The organism is Streptomyces sp. NPDC001222, assembly GCF_042896945.1.
In the GTDB taxonomy this organism is placed as follows: Bacteria; Actinomycetota; Actinomycetes; order Streptomycetales; family Streptomycetaceae; genus Streptomyces; species Streptomyces gibsoniae.
This window is the reverse complement of the sequence record NZ_JBIAXT010000008.1, coordinates 1-19767: the sequence shown is the minus strand read 5'-3', so window position 1 is coordinate 19767 and position 19767 is coordinate 1. Positions and strand designations below refer to the sequence as shown.

The window sequence follows — 19767 nt, the reverse complement described above, 5'->3', positions numbered from 1 at the left end:
TGGGGTCTGCCGCCGGTCAGGCGCGCCTGTAGACGGGCGGGCGTTTCTCCGTGAAGGCGCGGGCGCCCTCCTTGGCGTCCTCGGTGTCGAAGACCGGCCATCCGCGCTTGAGTTCGGCGGCGAGCCCCTCGGTCTCCGTCAGCTCGGCGGCCTCGTAGACGGACGCCTTGACGGCCTCGACGGCGAGGGGCCCGCAGGCGTTGATCCGCTCGGCGATCTCCAGGGCCGTCTCCAGGGCACTGCCGTCGGGCACGACATGGCCGACCAGTCCGATGGCGGCGGCCTCGGACGCCGAGTACGGGCGCCCGGTGAGCAGCATCTCCAGGGCGTGGGTGCGCGGGATCTGGCGGGGGAGGCGGACCGTGGAGCCGCCGATGGGGAACAGCCCGCGCCTGACCTCGAAGAGCCCGAAGGTGGCGGACTCGCCGGCCACCCGGATGTCAGTCCCCTGGAGGATCTCGGTGCCGCCCGCGACGCAGGGGCCCTCGACGGCGGCGACGACCGGTTTGCGGGGGCGATAGTGGCGCAGCATCGCCTTCCAGTGCAGATCCGGGTCGGCGGTGAGCCGGTCCCGGTACCGCTGTCCCTCCATCCCCCGGCCGGCCAGGGCCTTCAGGTCCATGCCGGCGCAGAAGGAGCCGCCGGCGCCGGTGAGCACGATCGAGCGGACCCGGTCGTCCCCGTCGGCCTCGATCCAGCCGTCGTAGAGCCCCACCAGCATCGGCAACGAGAGCGCGTTCTTGGCCTGTGGCCTGTTGAGCGTGAGCACGAGTGTGGCGCCTTCGCGCTGCACAGTGAGGTGTTCCGTCCCGCTCATCGCTTCCTCCCGTCTCCGGAACGAGAACAGGTTGCAGGAGGCGCGCGACGAGGACAAGCCTTTTCTGACACCTAGTCAGGTTTCTTGTCCACGGGCCTTCACAGGTGCGTCCGCCTTTGCTCTGATGACCGGCGAACCGACGGACGCGACCTACCTCGCCGAGCGTCGCCGGGGACAGGAGGAACGGTGGAGTACAACCTTGCCGACCTGTTCGAGTCGGTCGTCGACGTGGTCCCGCACCGTGAGGCGCTCGTCTACGTCGACCACCCGGGCACCGGAGCGGAGCGCCGGCTCACCTATGCGGACCTGGACGCGGCGGCCAACCGCATCGGGCACCATCTGCTCGATGCCGGGATACGGCCCGGGGAGCATCTCGGGCTGCATCTGTACAACGGCGTGGAGTATCTGCAGACGGTGCTGGGCTGCCTGAAGGCACGCATCGTGCCGGTCAATGTCAACTACCGCTATGTGGAGGAGGAGTTGGTCTACCTCTACCGGGACGCCGACCTGGTTGCGCTGGCCTTCGACGCGGAGTTCGCCGACCGGGTCGCGGCGGCGCTGCCGCAGGTCCCCGGGCTGCGGCGGATGCTGCGGGTGGGGGCCGCCGCGCCGGGCGCCGCCCCGCTGCCCGCCCTGGACTTCACCGAGGCCGAGGCGGCCGGATCGCCGAGGCGCGGGTTCCCGGCCCGGTCGGGAGACGACCAGTTCATCATCTACACCGGCGGCACGACCGGGATGCCGAAGGGTGTGATGTGGCGCCAGGAGGACCTGTTCTTCTCCGGGCTCGGCGGCGGCGCTCCGACCGGCCGGCCGGTGCGCACACCGGCGGAGCTGGCCGAGCGGGTCGCGGCCGGCAGGGAAGGCATCACCTTCTTCCCGACTCCCCCGCTCATGCACGGCACCTCCACCCTCACGGCGTTCATCGGCTTCAACTTCGGCCAGCGGGTCGTGCTGCACCGCAAGTTCGTCCCGGTGGAGGTCCTGCGGACCGTGGAGCGGGAGAGGGTCAGCAGCATGTCGCTGGTGGGCGACGCGATGCTGCTGCCGCTGATCGACGCGCTGAGCGGACCCATGAAGGGGACGGACTGCTCGTCGCTGTTCAGCGTGTCGTCGTCCGGGGCGATCATGTCGGAGACCGTGCGCGCCCGGTTCCAGGAACTCGTGCCGAACGCCCTCCTGCTGAACAACTTCGGCTCCTCGGAGTCGGGCTTCAACGGCACCGCGACCGACGACTCGGGCCCGGAGCGGGGCTTCAGGATCCGAGTCAACTCCCGTACGCGGGTGGTGGATCCGGTCACCCGGGAACCGGTCGCGGCGGGACAGCCGGGCCGCATCGCGCAGCGGGGACATGTGCCCCTCGGGTACTACAACGACCCGGCGAAGACCGCGGAGACGTTCTTCCGGAAGGACGGCGAGCGGTGGGTGCTGCTCGGTGACATGGCGACGGTCGACGAGGAGGGCGTCGTCACGGTCCTCGGCCGCGGCTCGCAGTGCATCAACACCGGCGGCGAGAAGGTGTACCCGGAGGAGGTCGAACAGGCCCTCAAGGCGCATCCGGACGTGTACGACGCACTGGTCGCGGGGGTGCCGGACGCGACCTGGGGCAACCGCGTGGCGGCGGTGGTGCAACTGCGCGAGGGCGCGCCACGGCTGTCCCTGGAGGAGGTCCAGGCCCACTGCCGGTCACGTCTGGCGGGCTACAAGGTCCCCCGTCAGCTGGTGCTCACCGACACCGTGCGCCGTTCGCCCAGCGGCAAGGCGGACTACCGCTGGGCCAGGGAGGTGGCGGCGGAGGCCGGCTGAGCCCCGGCGGAAGCGGCGCCCGGCCGCCGCCACGGGACCGCCCCCGTCATCCGGTGAAGAAGTCGCCGACCCGGGCGGTGAACCGCTCCGGATCGTCCAGCCACGGGTAGTGGCCCCCGCCGGGCTGCACGAAGAACTCGGCGTGCGGGACGAAGTCGGCCACGCGACGGGCGAGTTCGGGGGTGGGGCCGCCGTCGGCCCCGCCCGCGTACACGAGGACCGGCGCGGTCAGACCGGCGAGGGCCACGCCGGTCGCGGGCGGATCGTAGGCGCCCTCGGAGTGGTAGACGTCGGCCGCCGCCTCGTTGGTCTGCTCCTCGTCGGCCGCCGCGTGGGCCTCGGCCACCGCGTCCCAGCGCCCGTAGAAGAACGGTACGAAGACGGGGTCGTACTCGCCCTCTCCCGACAGCCATGCCCGGAACGCCGGGAAGGCGTCCTCGAACCAGGGCTCGTCCTTGCGCAGCCGGGCCGCCGCGAGCCGCTGCTCGGGGGTGGCGCGCATCCCGAGGGCCCACGGGATCGCGGTGATCAGGGCCAGCCGGAAGACGCGCTCGGGGTACCGCGCCGCGTAGCGCAGGGCGAGGCTCCCGCCCGCCGAGTGCGCCAGGATGTCCATGCGCTCCAGTCCGAGATGCGTACGGAGCGCCTCCACGTCGTCGACGAGCCGGTCGCAACGGTACGTCCCGGGGTCCGCCGGCGTCGCGGAGTCACCGGTCCCGCGCAGATCGAGCAGCACCAGCCGGCGCCGGGCGGCGAGACCGCCGAGGTCCCCGAGATAGGCGGACGCCCGCATGGGCCCACCGGGCAGCACGACGAGCGGCTCGCCCTCTCCCCGCAGGTGATACGTGAGTCTGGTCCCGTCGTACGCGTCGAAGATCGGCATGTCCCGATCATGGTGGCGGGGCACGCCCGGGGGCAATGCGGTTTCCGGAGCACGTTTCCGGCGCGGACCTGCCGCCGGAAAATTCGAACGGGCCTCTTGTCTTCGGGCCGACGAACTGAATTACTGATCCCCACAAGATCCGACCGAATGATCGGTCGCCCGGAATGGTGCGATTGACGAGGGAGACGCCCTCATGGCGAACGCGCACGACCTGCTGGACGCGGGGGAACGGCTCGATCCGGAGGCGCTGCGGGACCTGCAGCTGGAGCGGCTTCGGGCCTCGCTGCGGCACGCATACGCGCACGTCCCCTTCTACCGGGACGCCTTCGACAAGGCGGGCGTCCACCCGGACGACTGCCGGACGCTCGCCGATCTCTCCCGCTTCCCGTTCACCGTGAAGGCCGATCTTCGGGAGAACTACCCGTACGGGATGTTCGCCGTGCCCCGCGAGCGGATCCGGCGGCTCCACGCCTCCAGCGGCACCACCGGGCACCCCACCGTCGTCGGATACACCGACGGCGACCTGTCGCTGTGGGCTGACATGGTGGCCCGGTCGATCCGCGCGGCGGGCGGACGCCCCGGCGACACGGTGCACGTGGCGTACGGCTACGGCCTGTTCACCGGCGGCCTCGGCGCCCACTACGGCGCCGAACGCCTCGGCTGTACGGTGATCCCCGCCTCCGGCGGCATGACGGCACGCCAGGTGCAGCTGATCCAGGATCTGCGGCCGGGCGTCATCATGGTGACCCCGTCGTACATGCTGACCCTCCTCGACGAGTTCGAGCGCCAGGGCGTCGACCCGCGCACCACGTCCCTGCGTGTCGGGATCTTCGGCGCCGAGCCGTGGACCGAGGAGATGCGGCGCGAGATCGAGGAGCGGTTCGCGATCGACGCCGTGGACATCTACGGGCTGTCGGAGGTGATCGGCCCGGGCGTGGCGCAGGAGTGCGTCGAGACCAAGGACGGCCTGCATGTGTGGGAGGACCACTTCTACCCCGAGATCGTCGACCCCCTCACCGGCGAGGTGCTGACCGACGGCGAGGAGGGCGAGCTGGTGTTCACCTCCCTCACCAAGGAGGCCATGCCCGTCATCCGCTATCGGACCCGGGACCTGACCCGCCTGCTGCCCGGCACGGCCCGGCCCTTCCGCCGCATGGAGAAGATCACCGGCCGCAGCGACGACATGGTCATCCTGCGCGGGGTCAACCTCTTCCCCACCCAGATCGAGGAGATCGTGCTGCGCACCCCCGGCGTGGCGCCGCACTTCCAGCTCCGGCTGACCCGCGAGGGGCGGCTCGACGCGCTGACGGTGCGGGCCGAGGCCCGGGCCGGCGCCACCCCCGAACAGCGCGACGCGGCGGCGCTCACCATCGCCGCGGCCGTGAAGGACGGGATCGGCGTCTCGGTCGGCGTGGAGATCGTCGAGCCGGAGTCGCTGGAGCGGTCGGTGGGGAAGATCCGGCGGATCGTGGATCTGCGGCGCTGAGCCGTCTCAGGCGCGTGCGAAGCGCTCCCGCAGCGCCCGCTTGAGGATCTTCCCGCTGGCGTTGCGGGGCAGCTCGTCCACGAACAGCACCCGCTTGGGGGCCTTGAAGGGGGCGAGCCGCTCGCGCACATGCGCGAGGAGTTCGCTCTCGGTCACCTCGCCGCGCGGCACGACGACAGCGGTGACCGCCTCGATCCACCGCTCGTCGGGCAGACCGATCACCGCGACCTCGGCGACCCGCTCATGGGTGTACAGGGCGTCCTCGACCTGCCGCGAGGCGATCAGCACGCCACCGGAGTTGATGACGTCCTTGACCCGGTCGACGATCGTGAAGTAGCCGTCGGCGTCCCGCACGGCGAGATCGCCGGAGTGGAACCAGCCGTCCCGGAAGGCCTCGGCGGTCTCCTCGGGCTTGTCCCAGTACCCCTCGCACAGCTGCGGTGACCGGTAGACGATCTCGCCACGCTCCCCGTCGGGCACGTCGTTGCCGGACTCGTCGACCAGCTTCGCCTCCACGAACAGCACGGGGCGCCCGCAGGAGTCCATCCGCCCCTTGTGCTCATGAGGCGCGAGGACCATGGCCAGCGGACCGATCTCGCTCTGCCCGAAGCAGTTGTAGAACGCGAGCTTCGGCAGCCGTTCCCGAAGCCGCTCCAGGACGGGCACGGGCATGATCGAGGCGCCGTAGTACGCCTTGCGCAGCCCGCTCAGGTCGCGCGTGGCGAAGTCGGGGCGGCCCGCGAGACCGATCCACACGGTGGGCGGCGCGAACAGGCTGTCCGCGTCGCCGGTCTCGATCAGGTCGAAGAGCCGGTCGCCGTCGGGGGCGTCCAGGATGATGTTCGTCGCGCCGACGGCGAGAGAGGGCAGCAGGAAGACGTGCATCTGCGCCGAGTGGTAGAGCGGCAGCGCGTGCACGGGCCGGTCGCCCGCGCTCAGGTCGAGTGCGGTGATCGCGCTGAGGTACTCGTGCACCAGCGCTCGGTGCGTCATCGTCGCGCCCTTGGGAAGGGCGGTCGTGCCGGACGTGTAGAGCAGCTGCACCAGGTCCTCGCCGCGCGGTTCCTCGCCGTCGTACGGCTCGGTCTCCGCGAGGCGGGCGAGCAGGGAGTCGTCCGCGTTCCGCAGCGGCTGTACGCGTACGCGCTCGGGAAGGTTTCCGGCGAGGTCGGGATCGGCGAGGACCAGGGCGCAGCCCGACTGCTCGACGAGGTAGGCGAGGTCGTCGCCGGTGAGGTTCTGGTTGACCGGCACATGCACCAGTCCGGCGCGGGCGCAGGCCAGGAAGCCGATCAGATACGCGTCGGAGTTGTGACCGTAGGCGCCGACCCGGTCACCGGGGGCGAGTCCGCTCTCGCGCAGGACGCGGGCGGCCCGGGAGACGGCGTCGTCGAGTTCGGCGTAGGTCCACGACCGGTCGTCGTAGCGGATCGCGACCCGCTCCGGGGTGCGCCGGGCGCTGCGCCGCAGTGTGCCGTCGACCGTGACGCTTCGTCCCGCCGTCATGTACCGCCCCTTCGTCCCGACTTGCTCCTGCCGCGATCCTCGTGGCGTCACGCGACGCGGGTCAAGCCCGTCGTGGCCGTCAGGGGGCGAGTCCGAGGTACCGCAGATAGGCGTGCAGGACCGCGGACGCCTGCAGTCGCTTCAGGCTGCGGCGGTGGAGGTCCCGTTCCCGATGGGTCAGTTCTTGGAGGACGCGGTCGGGACTGCCGCTCGTGCGCAGTTCCTCCAGGACCGCGCCGATGGTGTCGAGCGGGTGGTGGGCCCGGCGCAGCAGCGCGGCGATGTGTGCGGCGACCTGCTCGGTAAGGGGGTAGACACGGTATCCGGTGGAGGGCTCCCGCTCCGGCCGCAGCAGACCTCGGCTCTCCCAGAGCCTGAGTACGGGTGGCTTGACGCCCACGGCGCGGGCCACCTGACCGATGCGCGGACGGCGGTGCCCGGTGGCCGGGTGGCTGGGCCGGTCCGTCACGACGGACTTCAGGGCGTCGCGGACCGCCGCCAGTTCGCCGCGCTCCCGGTGCAGCTGGGCATGGCTCGCGTCCAGCGCGGCCAGTGCGGTCTCCAGGTCGCCGGTGTGCACCGCGCTCAGGACGAGACGGGTCGTTCCCCAGCCGTGCCCCTCGGCCAACTGCCGTGCGGCGGTGAGGGCTTCGGCGTGCACGCCGGTGAAGACGCGGTAGCCGCTCGGCGTGCGTTCGACCGGAGGCAGCACCCCTGTCTCCACGTAGGTGCGGACCTGCTGGACCGAGATCCCCGCCGCTCGCGCCAGATCGCCGACACGCAGCCGGTTCCCCATGCCCCCTCCCCCGATGCCGACGACCGCCCGCGCTCACCCTAGCCCCTGGTGCCTCACCACGGGTTGAGACTTTTCCGGCATACAGCGGGGACGACCTGCGGCGGGAGACGTAAAAGTCTCTGGCAGCACTTGAGTGGAACAATTGATACCACGGGTCACGGCCGGACTGACCGGGCCGAACGCGTCCATGAGAGGAAGGCGGGGCACATGAGGTTTCAGCTCGACATCGAGATGGATGACGGGTGGTCCACGGAGGATTCCGTGCGTGAACTGGGGCGCATCCTGCGGTACTGGGGCGGCAACCTCGGCCACTACGCCCTGAAGCCCGGGGACGGCGCGGCCGTCCACGACTCCGCGTACCGGGAGGTCGGCCGGTGGCGCGTCGTCGCCGCCCCCGAGGCCTGACCCCGGGTCAGAGCTCGCGGGCGCGGTTCTCCCAGTAGGGTGCGCGCAGCCGGCGTTTGTACAGCTTGCCGTTGGGGTCGCGGGGCATCGACTCGATGAAGTCGACGCTCTTGGGCCGCTTGTAGCCGGCGAGTTGCCGGGCGCAGTGGCCGAGGATGTCCGCGGCGAGGGCGGGGCCCGGCTCATGGCCGGGAGCGGGCTCGACGACGGCCTTCACCTCCTCGCCCCAGTCGTCGTGCGGGATCCCGAAGGCGGCGGCGTCGGCCACCGCGGGGTGTCCCAGCAGGGCGGCCTCGATCTCGGCCGGATAGATGTTGACCCCACCGGAGATGATCAGGTCGATCTTGCGGTCGCGCAGGAAGAGATAGCCGTCCCCGTCGAGGCAGCCGAGGTCGCCGACGGTGAAGAAGTCACCGATCCGGTTCTTCCTCGTCTTGGCCTCGTCCTTGTGGTACGAGAACCCGCCGGTGCTCATCTTCATGTAGACGGTGCCGAGTTCACCGGGCGGCAGCCGCTTCCCGTCGTCGTCGAAGATCGCCAGTTCGCTGATGGGCCAGGCCTTGCCGACGGTGCCCGGCTTCTTGAGCCAGTCCTCGGCGGTCGCGAAGGCGCCGCCGCCCTCGCTCGCCGCGTAGTACTCCTCGACGCACTCGCCCCACCACTCGATCATCGCCCGCTTCACATGGTCGGGGCAGGGCGCGGCGCCGTGGATGGCGTGCCGCATGGAGGAGACGTCGTAGCGCGCCTTCACCGTGTCGGGGAGCGCGAGCAGGCGGTGGAACTGGGTGGGCACCATATGCGTGTGTGTGCACGCGTGGGTGTCGATGAGACGCAGCATCTCCTCCGGCGTCCACCGGTCCATCACCACCAGCCGGTGCCCGAGGTGCAGGGACGCGCCCGCGAACTGGAGTACGGCCGTGTGGTAGAGCGGCGAGCAGACGAGGTGGACGTTGCCGTCGTACGGCCTGATGCCGAAGATGCCGAGGAAGCCGCCGAGGTAGGCCTCCTCGGGGGGTTTGCCGGGCAGCGGCCGACGGATGCCGCGCGGGCGGCCCGTGGTGCCCGAGGTGTAGTTCATGACCCAGCCGAGGGTGCGCCCCTCGGGCGCCGAGTCGGGCTGTCCGGCGAGGAGTTCGGAGTACGGCCGAAAGCCCTCCGCCTCGCCGGCCGCGTACCGGCGGTCGGCCGGCAGCTCCGCCTGGTCGGCGGCGCGCCGGGCCGCGTCGGCGAACCGTTCGTGGGTGATCAGCACCTTGGCGCCGGAGTCGGCGACGATCCAGGCGATCTCGGGTCCGACGAGGTGATGGTTGACGGGCACCAGATAGAGCCCGGCCTCGGTGGCGGCCAGATAGGCGGTGAGGAACTCGACGCCGTTGGGCAGCACGACGGCGAAGGAGTCACCCCGTTCGAGTCCCGCGGCGCGCAGTCCGTGCACCAGCCGGTGGGCCGCGGCCAGCAGCCGCCCGGCGGTCCACTCCTCCCCGTCGGGGGCGACGAGAACGACACGCTCGGGGTCCGCCGCTGCCTGGGCCCAGAATCCGGGGGCGGTCTGGCTCACTGCTGGCTCCTTCCGGCGATCCGGTTGATACGGTCGACGGCCCGCTCGAATCCGCGGGTGAGGTCGTCGACGACGGCCTGAACGCTGCGTTCGCCGGTCATCCGGCCGACGATCTGGCCGACCGGGGTGCCGAGCAGGGGCTCCACCTCGTACTTCTGGATGCGGCTGACCGCCTCGGCGACGAGCAGTCCCTGCAACGGCATGGGCAGGGCGCCGGGCCCGTCGGGGGCGTCCCAGGCGTCGGTCCACGCGGTACGCAGCTGCCGGGCCGGTTTTCCGGTCAGCGCCCGAGAGCGGACCGTGTCGCCGGATCCGGCGGCGAGCAGCTTGCGGACGAGTGCGGGCGAGGGGAGTTCGGCCTCCGTGGTGGTCAGCCAGACCGAGCCCAGCCAGACCCCCTGCGCGCCGAGCGCGAGCGCGGCGGCCGCCTGTTGACCGCTGCCGATGCCGCCGGCGGCCAGTACCGGCAGCGGGTCGACCGCCTCCACGACCTCGGGGGTGAGCACCATCGTGGCGATCTCCCCGGTGTGACCGCCCGCCTCGTATCCCTGGGCGACGACGATGTCGATGCCGGCGTCCCGGTGCTTGCGGGCGTGCCGGGCACTGCCGGCCAGGGCGGCGACCAGGACGCCGTTGTCGTGGGCGCGGGCGACGACGTCGGCGGGCGGGGAGCCGAGGGCGTTGGCGAGCAGCTTGATCGGGTGGTCGAAGGCCACGTCGAGCTGGGTGCGGGCCACCTGCTCCATCCAGCCGGTGATCCGCCAACCGGAGGCCTCGCCCTCGGTGAGTTCCGGCACCCCGTACGCGGCGAGGGTGTTCTTGACGAACTGGCGGTGCCCTTCCGGGATCATCGCCTCGACGTCGGCCTCCGTGACGCCTTCGACCTTCTTCGCGGGCATGACGACGTCGAGGCCGTAGGGCCGGCCGTCCACCTGGGCCTCGATCCAGTCGAGGTCGCGCTTGAGTTCGTCGGGGGCCGTGTAGCGGACCGCACCGAGCACCCCGAAGCCGCCCGCCCTGCTGATGGCCGCGGCGACGGCGGGAAACGGCGTGAAGCCGAAAACGGCGTGTTCCACTCCCAGTTGCTTGCTCAGCTCCGTCTGCATGGGCGCAGGATGCCGCAGCCACCGGAAGGAGGGAAGACTGTTTCTGATACCCCGTCAGATCTTAGGCTCGGGTGCCGCCCCCGAGGTCTTCGAGGACCGCCATCGCCGCGTTGTGCCCCGGCACCCCGCTCACTCCGCCGCCGCGCACCGCGCCCGCACCGCACAGCAGGACATTGGCCTGGCGGGTCTCCACACCCCAGCGTCCCGTGCCCTCCTGGGCGTACGGCCAGGCCAGCTCGCGGTGGAAGATGTTGCCGCCGGGCAGCCGCAGATCCCGTTCCAGGTCGAGCGGTGTCTTCGCCTCGATGCAGGGGCGTCCGTCGGCGTCCCTGGCCAGACAGTCCTCCAGGGGCTCGGCGAGGTGGGCGTCCAGTTGGGCCAGCGTCGACTTCAGCAACTCCTCCCGCACACCGTCGTTGTCGCGCTCGAAGAGCCGCGCGGGGGTGTGCAGACCGAACAGGGTGAGGGTCTGGTAGCCCCGCTCGACCAGCTCCGGACCGAGGATGGTCGGGTCGGTGAGCGAGTGGCAGTAGATCTCCGAGGGCGGCGCGGCGGGCAGCGTGCCCGCGGCCGCCTGGGCGTGCGCGGCGGCCAACTGCTCGTATCCCTCGGCGACATGGAAGGTCCCCGAGAAGGCCTCGCGCGGATCGACCTCCGGGTCGCGCAGCGCGGGCAGCCGCCTGAGCAGCATGTTCACCTTGAGTTGGGCGCCCTCGGCCGGGGCGGGCGGGGCGTCGCCGGTGAGCCGGGCCAGCTCCTGCGGCGACGCGTTCACCAGGACGTGCCCGGCGGAGACCGTACCCTCGCCGTCGGCGGTGCGGAACGCGACCTCCGCGGTGCGCCCGTCGCTCTCGATGCCGACCACCTCGTGCCCGGTGGCGATCACCGCGCCGGCGGCCCGCGCGGCCGCGGCCAGCGCGTCGGTCAGCGCGCCCATGCCGCCGACCGGAACGTCCCAGGCGCCCGTACCGCCGCCGATCACGTGGTAGACGAAGCAGCGGTTCTGCCGCAGCGAGGGGTCGTGGGCGTCGGCGAAGGTGCCGATCAGCGCATCGGTCAGCACGACCCCGCGGACCAGGTCGTCGGTGAAGTACCGCTCGACGGCGGAGCCGATCGGCTCCTCGAACAGCACCTGCCACGCCTCCTCGTCGTCGATACGACGGCGCAGTTCGTCCCGGGTGGGCAGCGGCTCGGTGAGTGTGGGGAAAACTCGTTCGGCGACCTGCCCGGTCATCCCGTAGAAGCGCTGCCAGGCCTCGTACTCACGGTCGGATCCGGTCAGCCGGGCGAACGCCTCCCGGGTGCGCCGCTCTCCGCGGCCGACGAGAAGGCCGGTGGGGCGCCCACCCCGTTCGACGGGGGTGTAGGAGGACACGGTGCGCCCGCGCACCCGGAAGTCCAGGTCCAGATCCCGGACGATCTTCCGTGGCAACAGGCTGACCAGGTACGAGTAGCGCGACAGCCGGGCGTCGACCCCGGCGAACGGCCGGGTGGACACGGCGGCTCCCCCCGTGTGGTCCAGCCGTTCGAGCACCAGCACGGAACGTCCGGCCCGGGCCAGATAGGCGGCGGCGACCAGCCCGTTGTGGCCCCCGCCGACGATCACGGCGTCGTAGCCCTCGTGTTCGTGTCCTTCGTGTCCCTGGCTTCCCTCGTGTACAGGCATGTCTCTTGGTAGCACGCCATGATCCGGCCCGGCCAGAGCCGGGCCGTGCGGAGGCGGCCGGGCACCCGGTCCGCGCGCGGTGTCACTCGTCCACCGGCGGCGACGCCGTACGGCGCTGCGCGGCGGCAAGGATCTCGGACGGCCCGCGCGCCCACTCGAGCGTGCGGCCGACCAGCGTGGCTGTCGGCCGGTCCCAGCAGAGGCGAACCGCCGCCGGACGGTGCATGCCGAGTTCGGCCCGCGCCCAGTCGGGAAGGAGCCCGACGGAGGCGTTCATCAGCACGCCCACGACCAGCCGCTCCCTTCCGGTACGGCCGAAGCCGCGCAGAAACCGCACGGAGTCCAGCGCGGCCGGTGTGGCACGCAGCCGGGGGCGTATCCCGTCGAGGTAACGCTCGACCTCCCGTACGCTGCCGGGCACCTGCTTCGCGCCGAGCGCCTCGGCGACCGGGGCGACCTGGCGGTAGTACGCGTCGCACTCGGCGGGCGTGAGCCGGGCCGGCCCTGGTGCGTACGCCTGGTAGCCCGCCAGGAAGCTGCTCACCTCCGCGGTGTGCACCCAGGTCAGCAGCTCGGGGTCGGCCGCGCTGTACGCCCGTCCGTCCGGGGCGGTGCCGTGCACCCGGGTGTGGATCCGGCGGACCAGGGCGATCGCCTCGTACGCAGCCGACACGGACCCGAAGGTCGTCGTGGTGACGAACCGCGCGGTGCCGATGAGCCGCCCGACGGGGTCGGACCGGAAATCCGAGTGCTGCTGGACCCCGGCCATGGCCAGAGGGTGCAGTGACTGGAGCATCAGCGCCGCGAACCCGCCGGTCAGCATCCCGGTCGGATGTCCGTGCACCCGCCAGGCAGGATCCCCCGGGTTGATCCCGAGCAGCCCGCGATCACCGGCCGGGCCCTCGTACCGTTCCAGTTTGAGGTCCCCGCCGTGCACGGTCGCCTTGAGCTCGTCCGCGATCCGGGCCCGCAGTCCCACCAGCACCTCCCGATCCCCTGCGCACTGCCACTACGTCGCCATTCTCGCGCTTCGTCACGGTCACCGGCATGGGCCGCGCCACACCGCACGGGATCGGGCACGCCTCCCGGTACGGGCCGGCAGCCCGGCCCGGGCCGGTCCGCGTCGCCGGGCGATTCCGGTCCTGTCAACGGCAGCCTGAATCGGCGCCGCCGTCACGACCGCGGACGCGACGCGTCTTGTCCACCTCCGCTCATCAGCATCCGCGCAGACGACGCCACCCGCCCCTTCCGTCACCTCATGAGAAGGCCGGTTCAGTGCTGTTCGGTCCAGCGCCGGTACAGGCTGATCCGGTCCTCGCCGATCCTGGCGCGCAGTTCGGGCGCATCGATGCCGAGGTTCTCGGCCGGGGCCGCGCACAGGACCGCGACGCGTCCGAGCGGGTGGGCCTGATCGTCGCCAGGCCGTCGCGCTCGGCGCGGCACATCACGTGGTCGAGCATCTCCTGCTGGATGTCGAGCACATCGAGCCGTCCCTCCGGCCCGAGCTGCGGGGCGACGTGCAGCGACTGCAGGCCGGTCCCCGGGCCGATCTCCAGGATCCGCTCCCCCGGCCGCGGTTGCAGTACGGCGTCCATCCGGTCGGCGGTCAGGAACGGCAACGGCACGTCGAGGAGGCCGCGTTGGGCGTACGGATAGGGCGCCGTGTCGCCCAGCCACCAGGCGGCGGCCAACGCGGCGCCGACGCCGGCGGCGACCGCCCGGCGGGTCCGGGCCGGGATCGGGGCGACGGGGGCGGTGGTGATGCGGTGCATGGTGTTCTCCGGTGGATTGATTTGGTCCGTGGCATGTGGCTGGGCGGTCGGCGTCACGCGTGCCGGCTCAGCGCCCGCAGCGCCAGCCGGCCGCACAGCGCGGCGAGCGGCAGCTCGGCGCCGAGCGCCATGGCGACCGCGGTGGCGAAGTCGCCGCCCGGGGCCGCGGTCGTGGTGTCGAACCAGGCGTCCACCACAAGCAGCGTCGCGGTCGCGGCGGCTGCCAGGGCGTGCCGCCGGTCGCCGCGGGCGGCGAGGAGGCCGGTGGCGATCAGGCCGAGCGCCTCCAGCGCGTCGAGCCCGACCCAGGCGACCGGCCAGTGCGCCGCGGTCGCGGTGGCCGGCAGGCCGGTGGCCAGCACGTACAGCCACGGCAGCAGGGCGAGCCCGCAGGCGACCAGCAGCCACCCGGCCCGCCGCATGCCCCGCGCCGGGCGCGGCTCCTCCGTCTCTTCGTGGAGCCGGATGACCTCGGCGCGGTCGAAGCCCTCGGCACCGGCCAATTCGTCATTGCACAACACCAGTTGACGCATCGTCTTCCCCCGCTTCCCGCCGTCTCTCCCCTTCACGTGCTCCACCCTCCGCCGCACACCAGGGCGCCGTCAGTCACGCAGGGTTCCGACCCGGGGTGGAGAAAAGTGCACCCCCGAACCGGGCGGGAGCGTCATGGCACGGGGATGGCCTGCGGCTTTACCGTTTGACGCATGCAACTCACGACGTGGCCGCAGCTGGTTCTGGGCCGGCCGTTCCGCAGGGCGGGACACCGGACCGCGCTCGTCGCCGCCGGCCTGCCGCTCCACCTCGCCGTGGTACCACTGTGGCTCTGGCTGGCGGGCACGATGGCGGCCCGGGTGTGGGCCCTGACTCCGCTGCCCGTGCTGGTCACGCTCCTGGTGACACCCCTACTGACCGTCGGGCAGCGGCGACGCTACCGGGCACTCGTCGGCAAGGACCTCCCGCGCCCCGCCGTACCCGGGCCCGGACGCAACTGGAACTCGGCGGTACGTCGGCTGACCACGCGGGCCTTGTGGCGGCAGGTCTGCTACCACGCCGTGGCGGGTCCGCTGCTCGCCGTCCTGGACCTCGCCGTCCTCGCCGTCTGGGCCGCCGCTCTCGTGGCCGCCTCCATCTACGTGTGGATCTGGGCGCTGCCCCCGCAGTGGCGGGTCACCGACCTCGGGTACACCACGCAAGCCGCGTACATCACCGCCGGCGGCCTCGCCCTGCTGTTCCTCGGGCCCCGGCTGACCGGCGCTCTGGTGCGGCTGGACACCCGGGCGGCCGAGGTCCTGCTCGGCCCCAGCCGCACGGAGAAGCTGGCCCGCCGGGTAGCCGACCTCGCCGAGAGCCGGGCCGGTGTGCTCGACGCCGCCGACGCCGAGCGGCGGCGGATCGAGCGCGACCTGCACGACGGCGCACAGCAGCGCCTCGTCTCACTCGCCGTCAACCTGGGCCTGGCCAGGTCCACCCTCGGCGACCTGCCGGAGGACGCCCGCAAGGTGATCGACGAGGCGCACCGCGAGGCGAAGGAGGCGATCGCCGAGCTGAACAACCTGGTGCGCGGCCTGCATCCGGCCGTCCTTGAGGACCGTGGCCTCGACGCCGCGCTGTCCGGGGTCGCCGCCCGCCTGCCGATCCCGGTGCGCGTGGCGGTGGACCTGCCGCAGCGCCCCTCACCCACGGTCGAGGCCGTCGCGTACTTCGTGGTCTCCGAAGCCCTGACGAACGTGGTCAAACACGCCCAGGCGACCCGGGCGGACGTGACCGTGGAGCGGATCGGGGAGACACTGCTGGTGGTCGTCGCGGACGACGGCGCGGGCGGCGCGGATCTCGCGGCGGCCGGCGGTGGCACCGGGCTCGCCGGACTAGCCAAGCGCGTCGCGTCCGTCGACGGCACGTTCTCCTGCCGCAGCCCCGCCGGGGGCCCGACCGTCATCACCGTGGAGCTGCCGTGCGCGCCGTGATCGCCGAGGATTCCCTCTTGCTGCGCATCGGCGTGGTCAAGGTGCTGGAGGCGGCCGGCTTCGAGATGTGCGCGCAAGTCGCCGACGCAGAAGGGCTGCTGGCAGCCGTCGAGGAGCACCGGCCCGACATCGCCGTGGTCGACGTGCGCATGCCGCCCGGCTTCACCGACGAGGGAGTGCGCGCCGCGCTGGTGATCCGCCGCCAGTACCCGCGTACCGCCGTGCTCCTGCTGTCGCAGTACGTGGAGGAGCGGTACGCCGCCGATCTGCTCGCCGCCAACACCTCGGGCGTCGGCTATCTGCTCAAGCAACGGGTCGCCGACGTCGAGGAGTTCGCCGAGGCGGTACGCCGGGTGGCGGCCGGCGGCACCGCGCTCGACCCGCAGGTCGTCGCGCAGCTGCTGGTGCGCCGGCACAGCGATCCGCTCGACCGGCTGACACCGCGCGAGCGGGAGGTGCTGGAGCTGATGGCGGGCGGCCGGTCCAACTCCGGCGTCGCCGCCGAGCTGGTCGTGAGCGAGAGCGCGGTCGCCAAGCACATCAACAGCATCTTCACCAAGCTCGACCTGCCCAAGGCCGACGCCGACCACCGCCGCGTCCTAGCGGTGCTGCGCTTCCTGGGCGTTGCGACCGCATAGTGCGCGATCACGCCCGCATGCCCAGTCGACAACGGTGCTGAGCAGCACTTAGTGGGGAATGCGGCGCCTTCGGACAGGTGCTCTCCACCAGGCTTTGCCGCGCTGGGTGCGTCCCAGATGGATGGCGGCCCTGGCGACTCCGGTCGTCCCGCTTGCCTCCCTCGCCATCCTCGCCATCCTCGCCACCGTAGCGGAGCACCCGGAGCCGACCACCGACCGTGATCCGCGCACCAGCACGGTCGCCGACTCCTACGACGGGTACGACACCAAAGCTGCCGAGCAATTGCGCATGGACCAGTGTCTGATGGCCGACGGCCTGCGCAGAGGCGGGCCGAACCTGTACAGCCTGGCCAACGCTTCCCTGCCGCTGCCGGCGGACCAACTACATCAGATGGCAGACCGCACCTACGGCACCGGTGCGTTCGCTCAGGCATGGCAGAAGGACAGTGACGACTCCGACGCCTGGGTGAAGAAGGCCGAGGACACCGACCTGTCGTGGGTGAAGACCGTCAGCGGCCTCGACGACTACCCCGGCTCTCCCAAAGCGGGGAAGATCTTCGAGAAAACGGGGATGCTTCCCTGGCTCTACCAGTCGTACTTCAAGTCCGTCGACTTGATGTCACCGTTCTACGACCCGTCACCGCAGGCGGACGACAAGACCAAAGAGACCGCCCTCGCCATCGGGGACCCGCTGTACACCAGCGGTGGGACGAGCCAGGAGCAGGAGGCCTGGAAGCTCTGGAAGAAGAATTCCGGAGACGTCGTCCCGAGCGAGATCTTCGTGCCGCGGGTGTTCGCCGACGACGCCCGTATCTTCCTGGCCTCCGGGGGCTTCCCAAGGACCGCGCCGGCACCGGACACCCCGGAATTCCGCATCGCGGTCGAGGACCTGAAGTCCCGGTTCGCGTCGTGCGCGTGGCACGACCCGATCGACCCCGACCGGGTGCTCGGCAAGGAGGTGGCGCAGGCGTCCGCCGAGTGGCAGCAGGAGATCTCCTCGCAGGCTACTCAACGCAACCAGATCCTTGCTGCCAGCAGTACCGGAAACAAGGCCTTGCGGGACGGCTCGTTCGCGCTGGGCAAGTTGCTGGGTCAATCATGGATCGCGGACTACTCCACCCGCTGGCTGGACTACTACACGGCGGGCGGCCTCGGCTGGATCGGTGACGGCCAGCTGGAGATCCAGGTGCCGGGGGCTGCCGGCAAGTGCCTCGACGTGGCGCGCGGCGGCAAGACGAACGGCACGCCCGTGCAGGTCTACACCTGCAACGGCGGCGCCGCCCAGAAGTGGCAGCTCATGGGCTCCTACGACGGCGGCTACACCCTGGTCAACCCGAACTCCTTCAAGTGCCTCGAGGTGCAGAACGGCAACAGCGCCGACGGCACGAAGATCCAGATCCGGGACTGCGGCAGCGCCAAGGCCCAGCAGTGGAAGTTCGACGTGCGTAGCGCTGGCCCGCTGGTGAACGCGGCGTCCGGCAAGTGTCTGCACCTGCCGACGTTCGACAACAGCAAGGACGCCGTGCTGTCGACCTGCAACGGCTCTGTCGCGCAGAAGTTCAGGATCGTCCCCAAGACACACACCGGCACCGCACCGGCAAAGGCCGACGTGGAGAAGGCCAAGGCCAACATCACCGCTGCGCAGGCGGAGTCGAAGAAGCAGCTCGCCGTGGTCAAGACCCAGCTGGAGACAGCTCAGAAGGCCGCGACCGCGTCGGACACCGCGCTCCAGGCCGCCTACGGCATCGCGCTCACAATCAACGTCGGCAAGGCACGGGTCACCGCCACACAGCACCACCCCTTCTGGTCACCCAGTGCCCACCGCTGGAACGACGCGGGCGACCTCAAGGCTGGCCAGACCCTGCGCACCAGCAACGGCGAGACCGTCACGGTGGTCCGCGTCCACCGTGACCATCAGCTCCACCCGGCCTACAACCTCACAGTTGACAGCCTCCACACGTACTATGTGCTGGCGGGTACCACGGCTGTGTTGGTGCACAACAGCGGTGTTTGTCTTTTCCCCAACACCATGCCGGGGACTCTCGCTCAGGAGCTGGCGCTTGCGGAGAATCTGGGCGTGAAGCCTGCCGCCGTCGGATCTGCGGCCTTTGACGCGGCAATCACCTCAGGGACGATCAAATGGGCAGTTCGGGAAGACGGGAGTCTCGTAATCATCCCGAAGTTCGTCCAGGGCAAAGAGATCTCACATTCGGTTCTGACCGGAGGGGCTCCTGTACGCGCGGCCGGTGAGGCTGACATCGCAGGCTCAGCGAAGGATGGTTACTTTGGGTTGGACATCAACAACCATAGTGGACACTTCCTCCCGTCCAGTGAAAGTCTCAAGATCGGCAAAGAAGCGTTCACAGCAGCAGGAGTTCACTTCTGATGAACAGTTTCGTTGATCTGACGTCGCTCGACCTGCAGTCACTCGCCGAAGTCCTGGCGTCGCACACTCCCGCTCAGTCTGATCTGGCGGCCGGCCAGTGGCTCGGTGTTGTCGAGTTGCTGACCATGCGCCTCACTCACGGCTTCGGCGACCTGCCGACAGGGTATTGGGACATGTGCTCGTCGGCATTTGGATATGCGCTCGACAGCGCTGTCGCCTCGGGCGCAATCGATTACCGTGAGAGTTTGATTCGCCGCATGAATCTCTCACTGGTTCTACTCCAGAAGACTCCACCGAACACACGAGTTGATCTTCTCAACCCAGATCTGCTCATCGGACTTCTACTCCCGGAACTCCCGATGTCAGCCGAAGAAGCCTGCATCATGTCGGCCGATTGGCGCAATCTCGACATCTCTCAGATTCGGGCTCTACGCATGGCCAAGAACCTGGTCTCGCCGGGCCTTGCGATCGCCAGGCTGGTCTGTGAGGAAGAACTTGACCCCCGCTTGCAGGAGTGGGAAAGGATTCTGCCGTCGCTTCCGTGAGCAACTAGCAGGCTGACCCATCGGATAGGCCGCCGATGGGTCAGCCTGATTTTTCGTGACGGTCTGTCGGTTTCTCGGCCGGCTATTTCGGTTGTTTGGGCTGATGGTGGGCGGGTCGGTGGCCAGTCAGCCGCGAAGATCAGCGACTTGTGGTCCGAGTCCACCCCTTCCACCGGCTGCACTCGGCGTACAACCTCGCGGTCGACAGCCTGCACACCTACTGTGTGGCCTGACGGCCCTCGCCCTTTCGACGCCGTCCTGCCGCGACCGGCCCCGCGGCTCACCCCTCCCGGGACGGCAGCGGCAGGAGCGTGGCGGTGAGCGTGTCAGCCAGCCATTCCCCGATTGCTGGTTGCCTCCGGGCGGCGGGCCGATCGCGCACGTGCACAAGAGTGCCGATGAATCCTTCTACGTCATCTCAGGCACGGTGGAATTC

The 19767-nt window shown here is 70.7% G+C and carries 17 protein-coding genes; 7 read left to right on the top strand and 10 right to left on the bottom strand.

Annotation, left to right across the window (positions count from 1 at the left end; translation table 11 throughout):
• Positions 1 to 16 precede the first annotated feature (16 nt).
• Positions 17 to 817, bottom strand: coding sequence for a crotonase/enoyl-CoA hydratase family protein (locus ACFY2Z_RS13725; RefSeq protein ID WP_390744365.1), 801 nt, complete (start codon positions 815 to 817; stop codon positions 17 to 19).
• A 186-nt stretch (positions 818 to 1003) separates the two neighbouring features.
• On the opposite strand from ACFY2Z_RS13725, the gene ACFY2Z_RS13720 reads away from it, so the two are divergent.
• Positions 1004 to 2620 carry an acyl-CoA synthetase gene (locus ACFY2Z_RS13720; RefSeq protein WP_390744364.1) on the top strand — a complete coding sequence of 539 codons (1617 nt, stop codon included), beginning with the start codon at positions 1004 to 1006 and terminating at the stop codon, positions 2618 to 2620.
• Between the two features lie 46 nt (positions 2621 to 2666).
• On the opposite strand, the gene ACFY2Z_RS13715 is transcribed toward ACFY2Z_RS13720, so the two are convergent.
• Positions 2667 to 3503 (bottom strand): alpha/beta fold hydrolase, encoded by an 837-nt coding sequence (locus tag ACFY2Z_RS13715; RefSeq protein WP_390744363.1) that lies wholly within the window; start codon positions 3501 to 3503, stop codon positions 2667 to 2669.
• Between the two features lie 193 nt (positions 3504 to 3696).
• Between ACFY2Z_RS13715 and paaK the strand changes: the two genes are divergently transcribed.
• On the top strand, positions 3697 to 4989 hold the full coding sequence (gene paaK, locus ACFY2Z_RS13710; RefSeq protein WP_390744362.1) for a phenylacetate--CoA ligase PaaK: 1293 nt from the start codon (positions 3697 to 3699) through the stop codon (positions 4987 to 4989).
• 6 nt (positions 4990 to 4995) lie between these two features.
• Here paaK and ACFY2Z_RS13705 read toward each other — a convergent pair whose 3' ends face one another.
• Both ACFY2Z_RS13705 and ACFY2Z_RS13700 read right to left on the bottom strand, forming a co-directional pair.
• The gene (locus ACFY2Z_RS13705; protein WP_390744361.1) at positions 4996 to 6495 is read right to left on the bottom strand and encodes an acyl-CoA synthetase; all 1500 of its coding nucleotides are present in this window, start codon (positions 6493 to 6495) and stop codon (positions 4996 to 4998) included.
• A 79-nt stretch (positions 6496 to 6574) separates the two neighbouring features.
• Positions 6575 to 7291: a MerR family transcriptional regulator gene (locus ACFY2Z_RS13700; protein WP_390744360.1), complete on the bottom strand. Its 717-nt coding sequence runs from the start codon at positions 7289 to 7291 to the stop codon at positions 6575 to 6577.
• A gap of 207 nt (positions 7292 to 7498) precedes the next feature.
• On the opposite strand from ACFY2Z_RS13700, the gene ACFY2Z_RS13695 reads away from it, so the two are divergent.
• A complete protein-coding gene (locus ACFY2Z_RS13695; protein ID WP_390744359.1) occupies positions 7499 to 7696 on the top strand; it encodes a hypothetical protein in 198 nt (65 codons plus the stop codon).
• Between the two features lie 7 nt (positions 7697 to 7703).
• Here the strand turns inward: ACFY2Z_RS13695 and ACFY2Z_RS13690 are convergent, their stop codons facing one another.
• From ACFY2Z_RS13690 to ACFY2Z_RS13665, 6 genes are all read right to left on the bottom strand, one after another.
• Positions 7704 to 9254, bottom strand: coding sequence for an acyl-CoA synthetase (locus ACFY2Z_RS13690; protein ID WP_390744358.1), 1551 nt, complete (start codon positions 9252 to 9254; stop codon positions 7704 to 7706).
• Positions 9251 to 10360: a nitronate monooxygenase gene (locus tag ACFY2Z_RS13685; protein WP_390744357.1), complete on the bottom strand. Its 1110-nt coding sequence runs from the start codon at positions 10358 to 10360 to the stop codon at positions 9251 to 9253. Before ACFY2Z_RS13685 ends, ACFY2Z_RS13690 begins: the two co-directional genes overlap by 4 nt.
• A 61-nt stretch (positions 10361 to 10421) precedes the next feature.
• Positions 10422 to 12026: a phytoene desaturase family protein gene (locus ACFY2Z_RS13680; RefSeq protein ID WP_390744356.1), complete on the bottom strand. Its 1605-nt coding sequence runs from the start codon at positions 12024 to 12026 to the stop codon at positions 10422 to 10424.
• 82 nt (positions 12027 to 12108) lie between these two features.
• Positions 12109 to 13011: an oxygenase MpaB family protein gene (locus tag ACFY2Z_RS13675; RefSeq protein WP_390744355.1), complete on the bottom strand. Its 903-nt coding sequence runs from the start codon at positions 13009 to 13011 to the stop codon at positions 12109 to 12111.
• A gap of 271 nt (positions 13012 to 13282) precedes the next feature.
• On the bottom strand, positions 13283 to 13798 hold the full coding sequence (locus ACFY2Z_RS13670) for a methyltransferase domain-containing protein (RefSeq protein WP_390744354.1): 516 nt from the start codon (positions 13796 to 13798) through the stop codon (positions 13283 to 13285).
• A gap of 53 nt (positions 13799 to 13851) precedes the next feature.
• Complete coding sequence (locus ACFY2Z_RS13665; RefSeq protein WP_390744353.1) at positions 13852 to 14367, bottom strand: hypothetical protein; 516 nt, start codon at positions 14365 to 14367, stop codon at positions 13852 to 13854.
• Positions 14368 to 14502: 135 nt separating this feature from the next.
• Between ACFY2Z_RS13665 and ACFY2Z_RS13660 the strand changes: the two genes are divergently transcribed.
• The 4 genes from ACFY2Z_RS13660 to ACFY2Z_RS13645 all read left to right on the top strand — a co-directional run bounded on the left by ACFY2Z_RS13660 (position 14503) and on the right by ACFY2Z_RS13645 (position 19331).
• Positions 14503 to 15762 carry a histidine kinase gene (locus tag ACFY2Z_RS13660; protein ID WP_390744352.1) on the top strand — a complete coding sequence of 420 codons (1260 nt, stop codon included), beginning with the start codon at positions 14503 to 14505 and terminating at the stop codon, positions 15760 to 15762.
• Positions 15750 to 16400 (top strand): response regulator transcription factor, encoded by a 651-nt coding sequence (locus tag ACFY2Z_RS13655; protein WP_067360243.1) that lies wholly within the window; start codon positions 15750 to 15752, stop codon positions 16398 to 16400. The genes ACFY2Z_RS13660 and ACFY2Z_RS13655 overlap by 13 nt, the downstream gene beginning before the upstream one ends.
• Positions 16401 to 16704: 304 nt before the next feature.
• On the top strand, positions 16705 to 18786 hold the full coding sequence (locus ACFY2Z_RS13650; RefSeq protein ID WP_390744351.1) for an RICIN domain-containing protein: 2082 nt from the start codon (positions 16705 to 16707) through the stop codon (positions 18784 to 18786).
• Positions 18786 to 19331 (top strand): hypothetical protein, encoded by a 546-nt coding sequence (locus ACFY2Z_RS13645; protein WP_390744350.1) that lies wholly within the window; start codon positions 18786 to 18788, stop codon positions 19329 to 19331. Before ACFY2Z_RS13650 ends, ACFY2Z_RS13645 begins: the two co-directional genes overlap by 1 nt.
• The last annotated feature ends 436 nt before the right edge of the window (positions 19332 to 19767 follow it).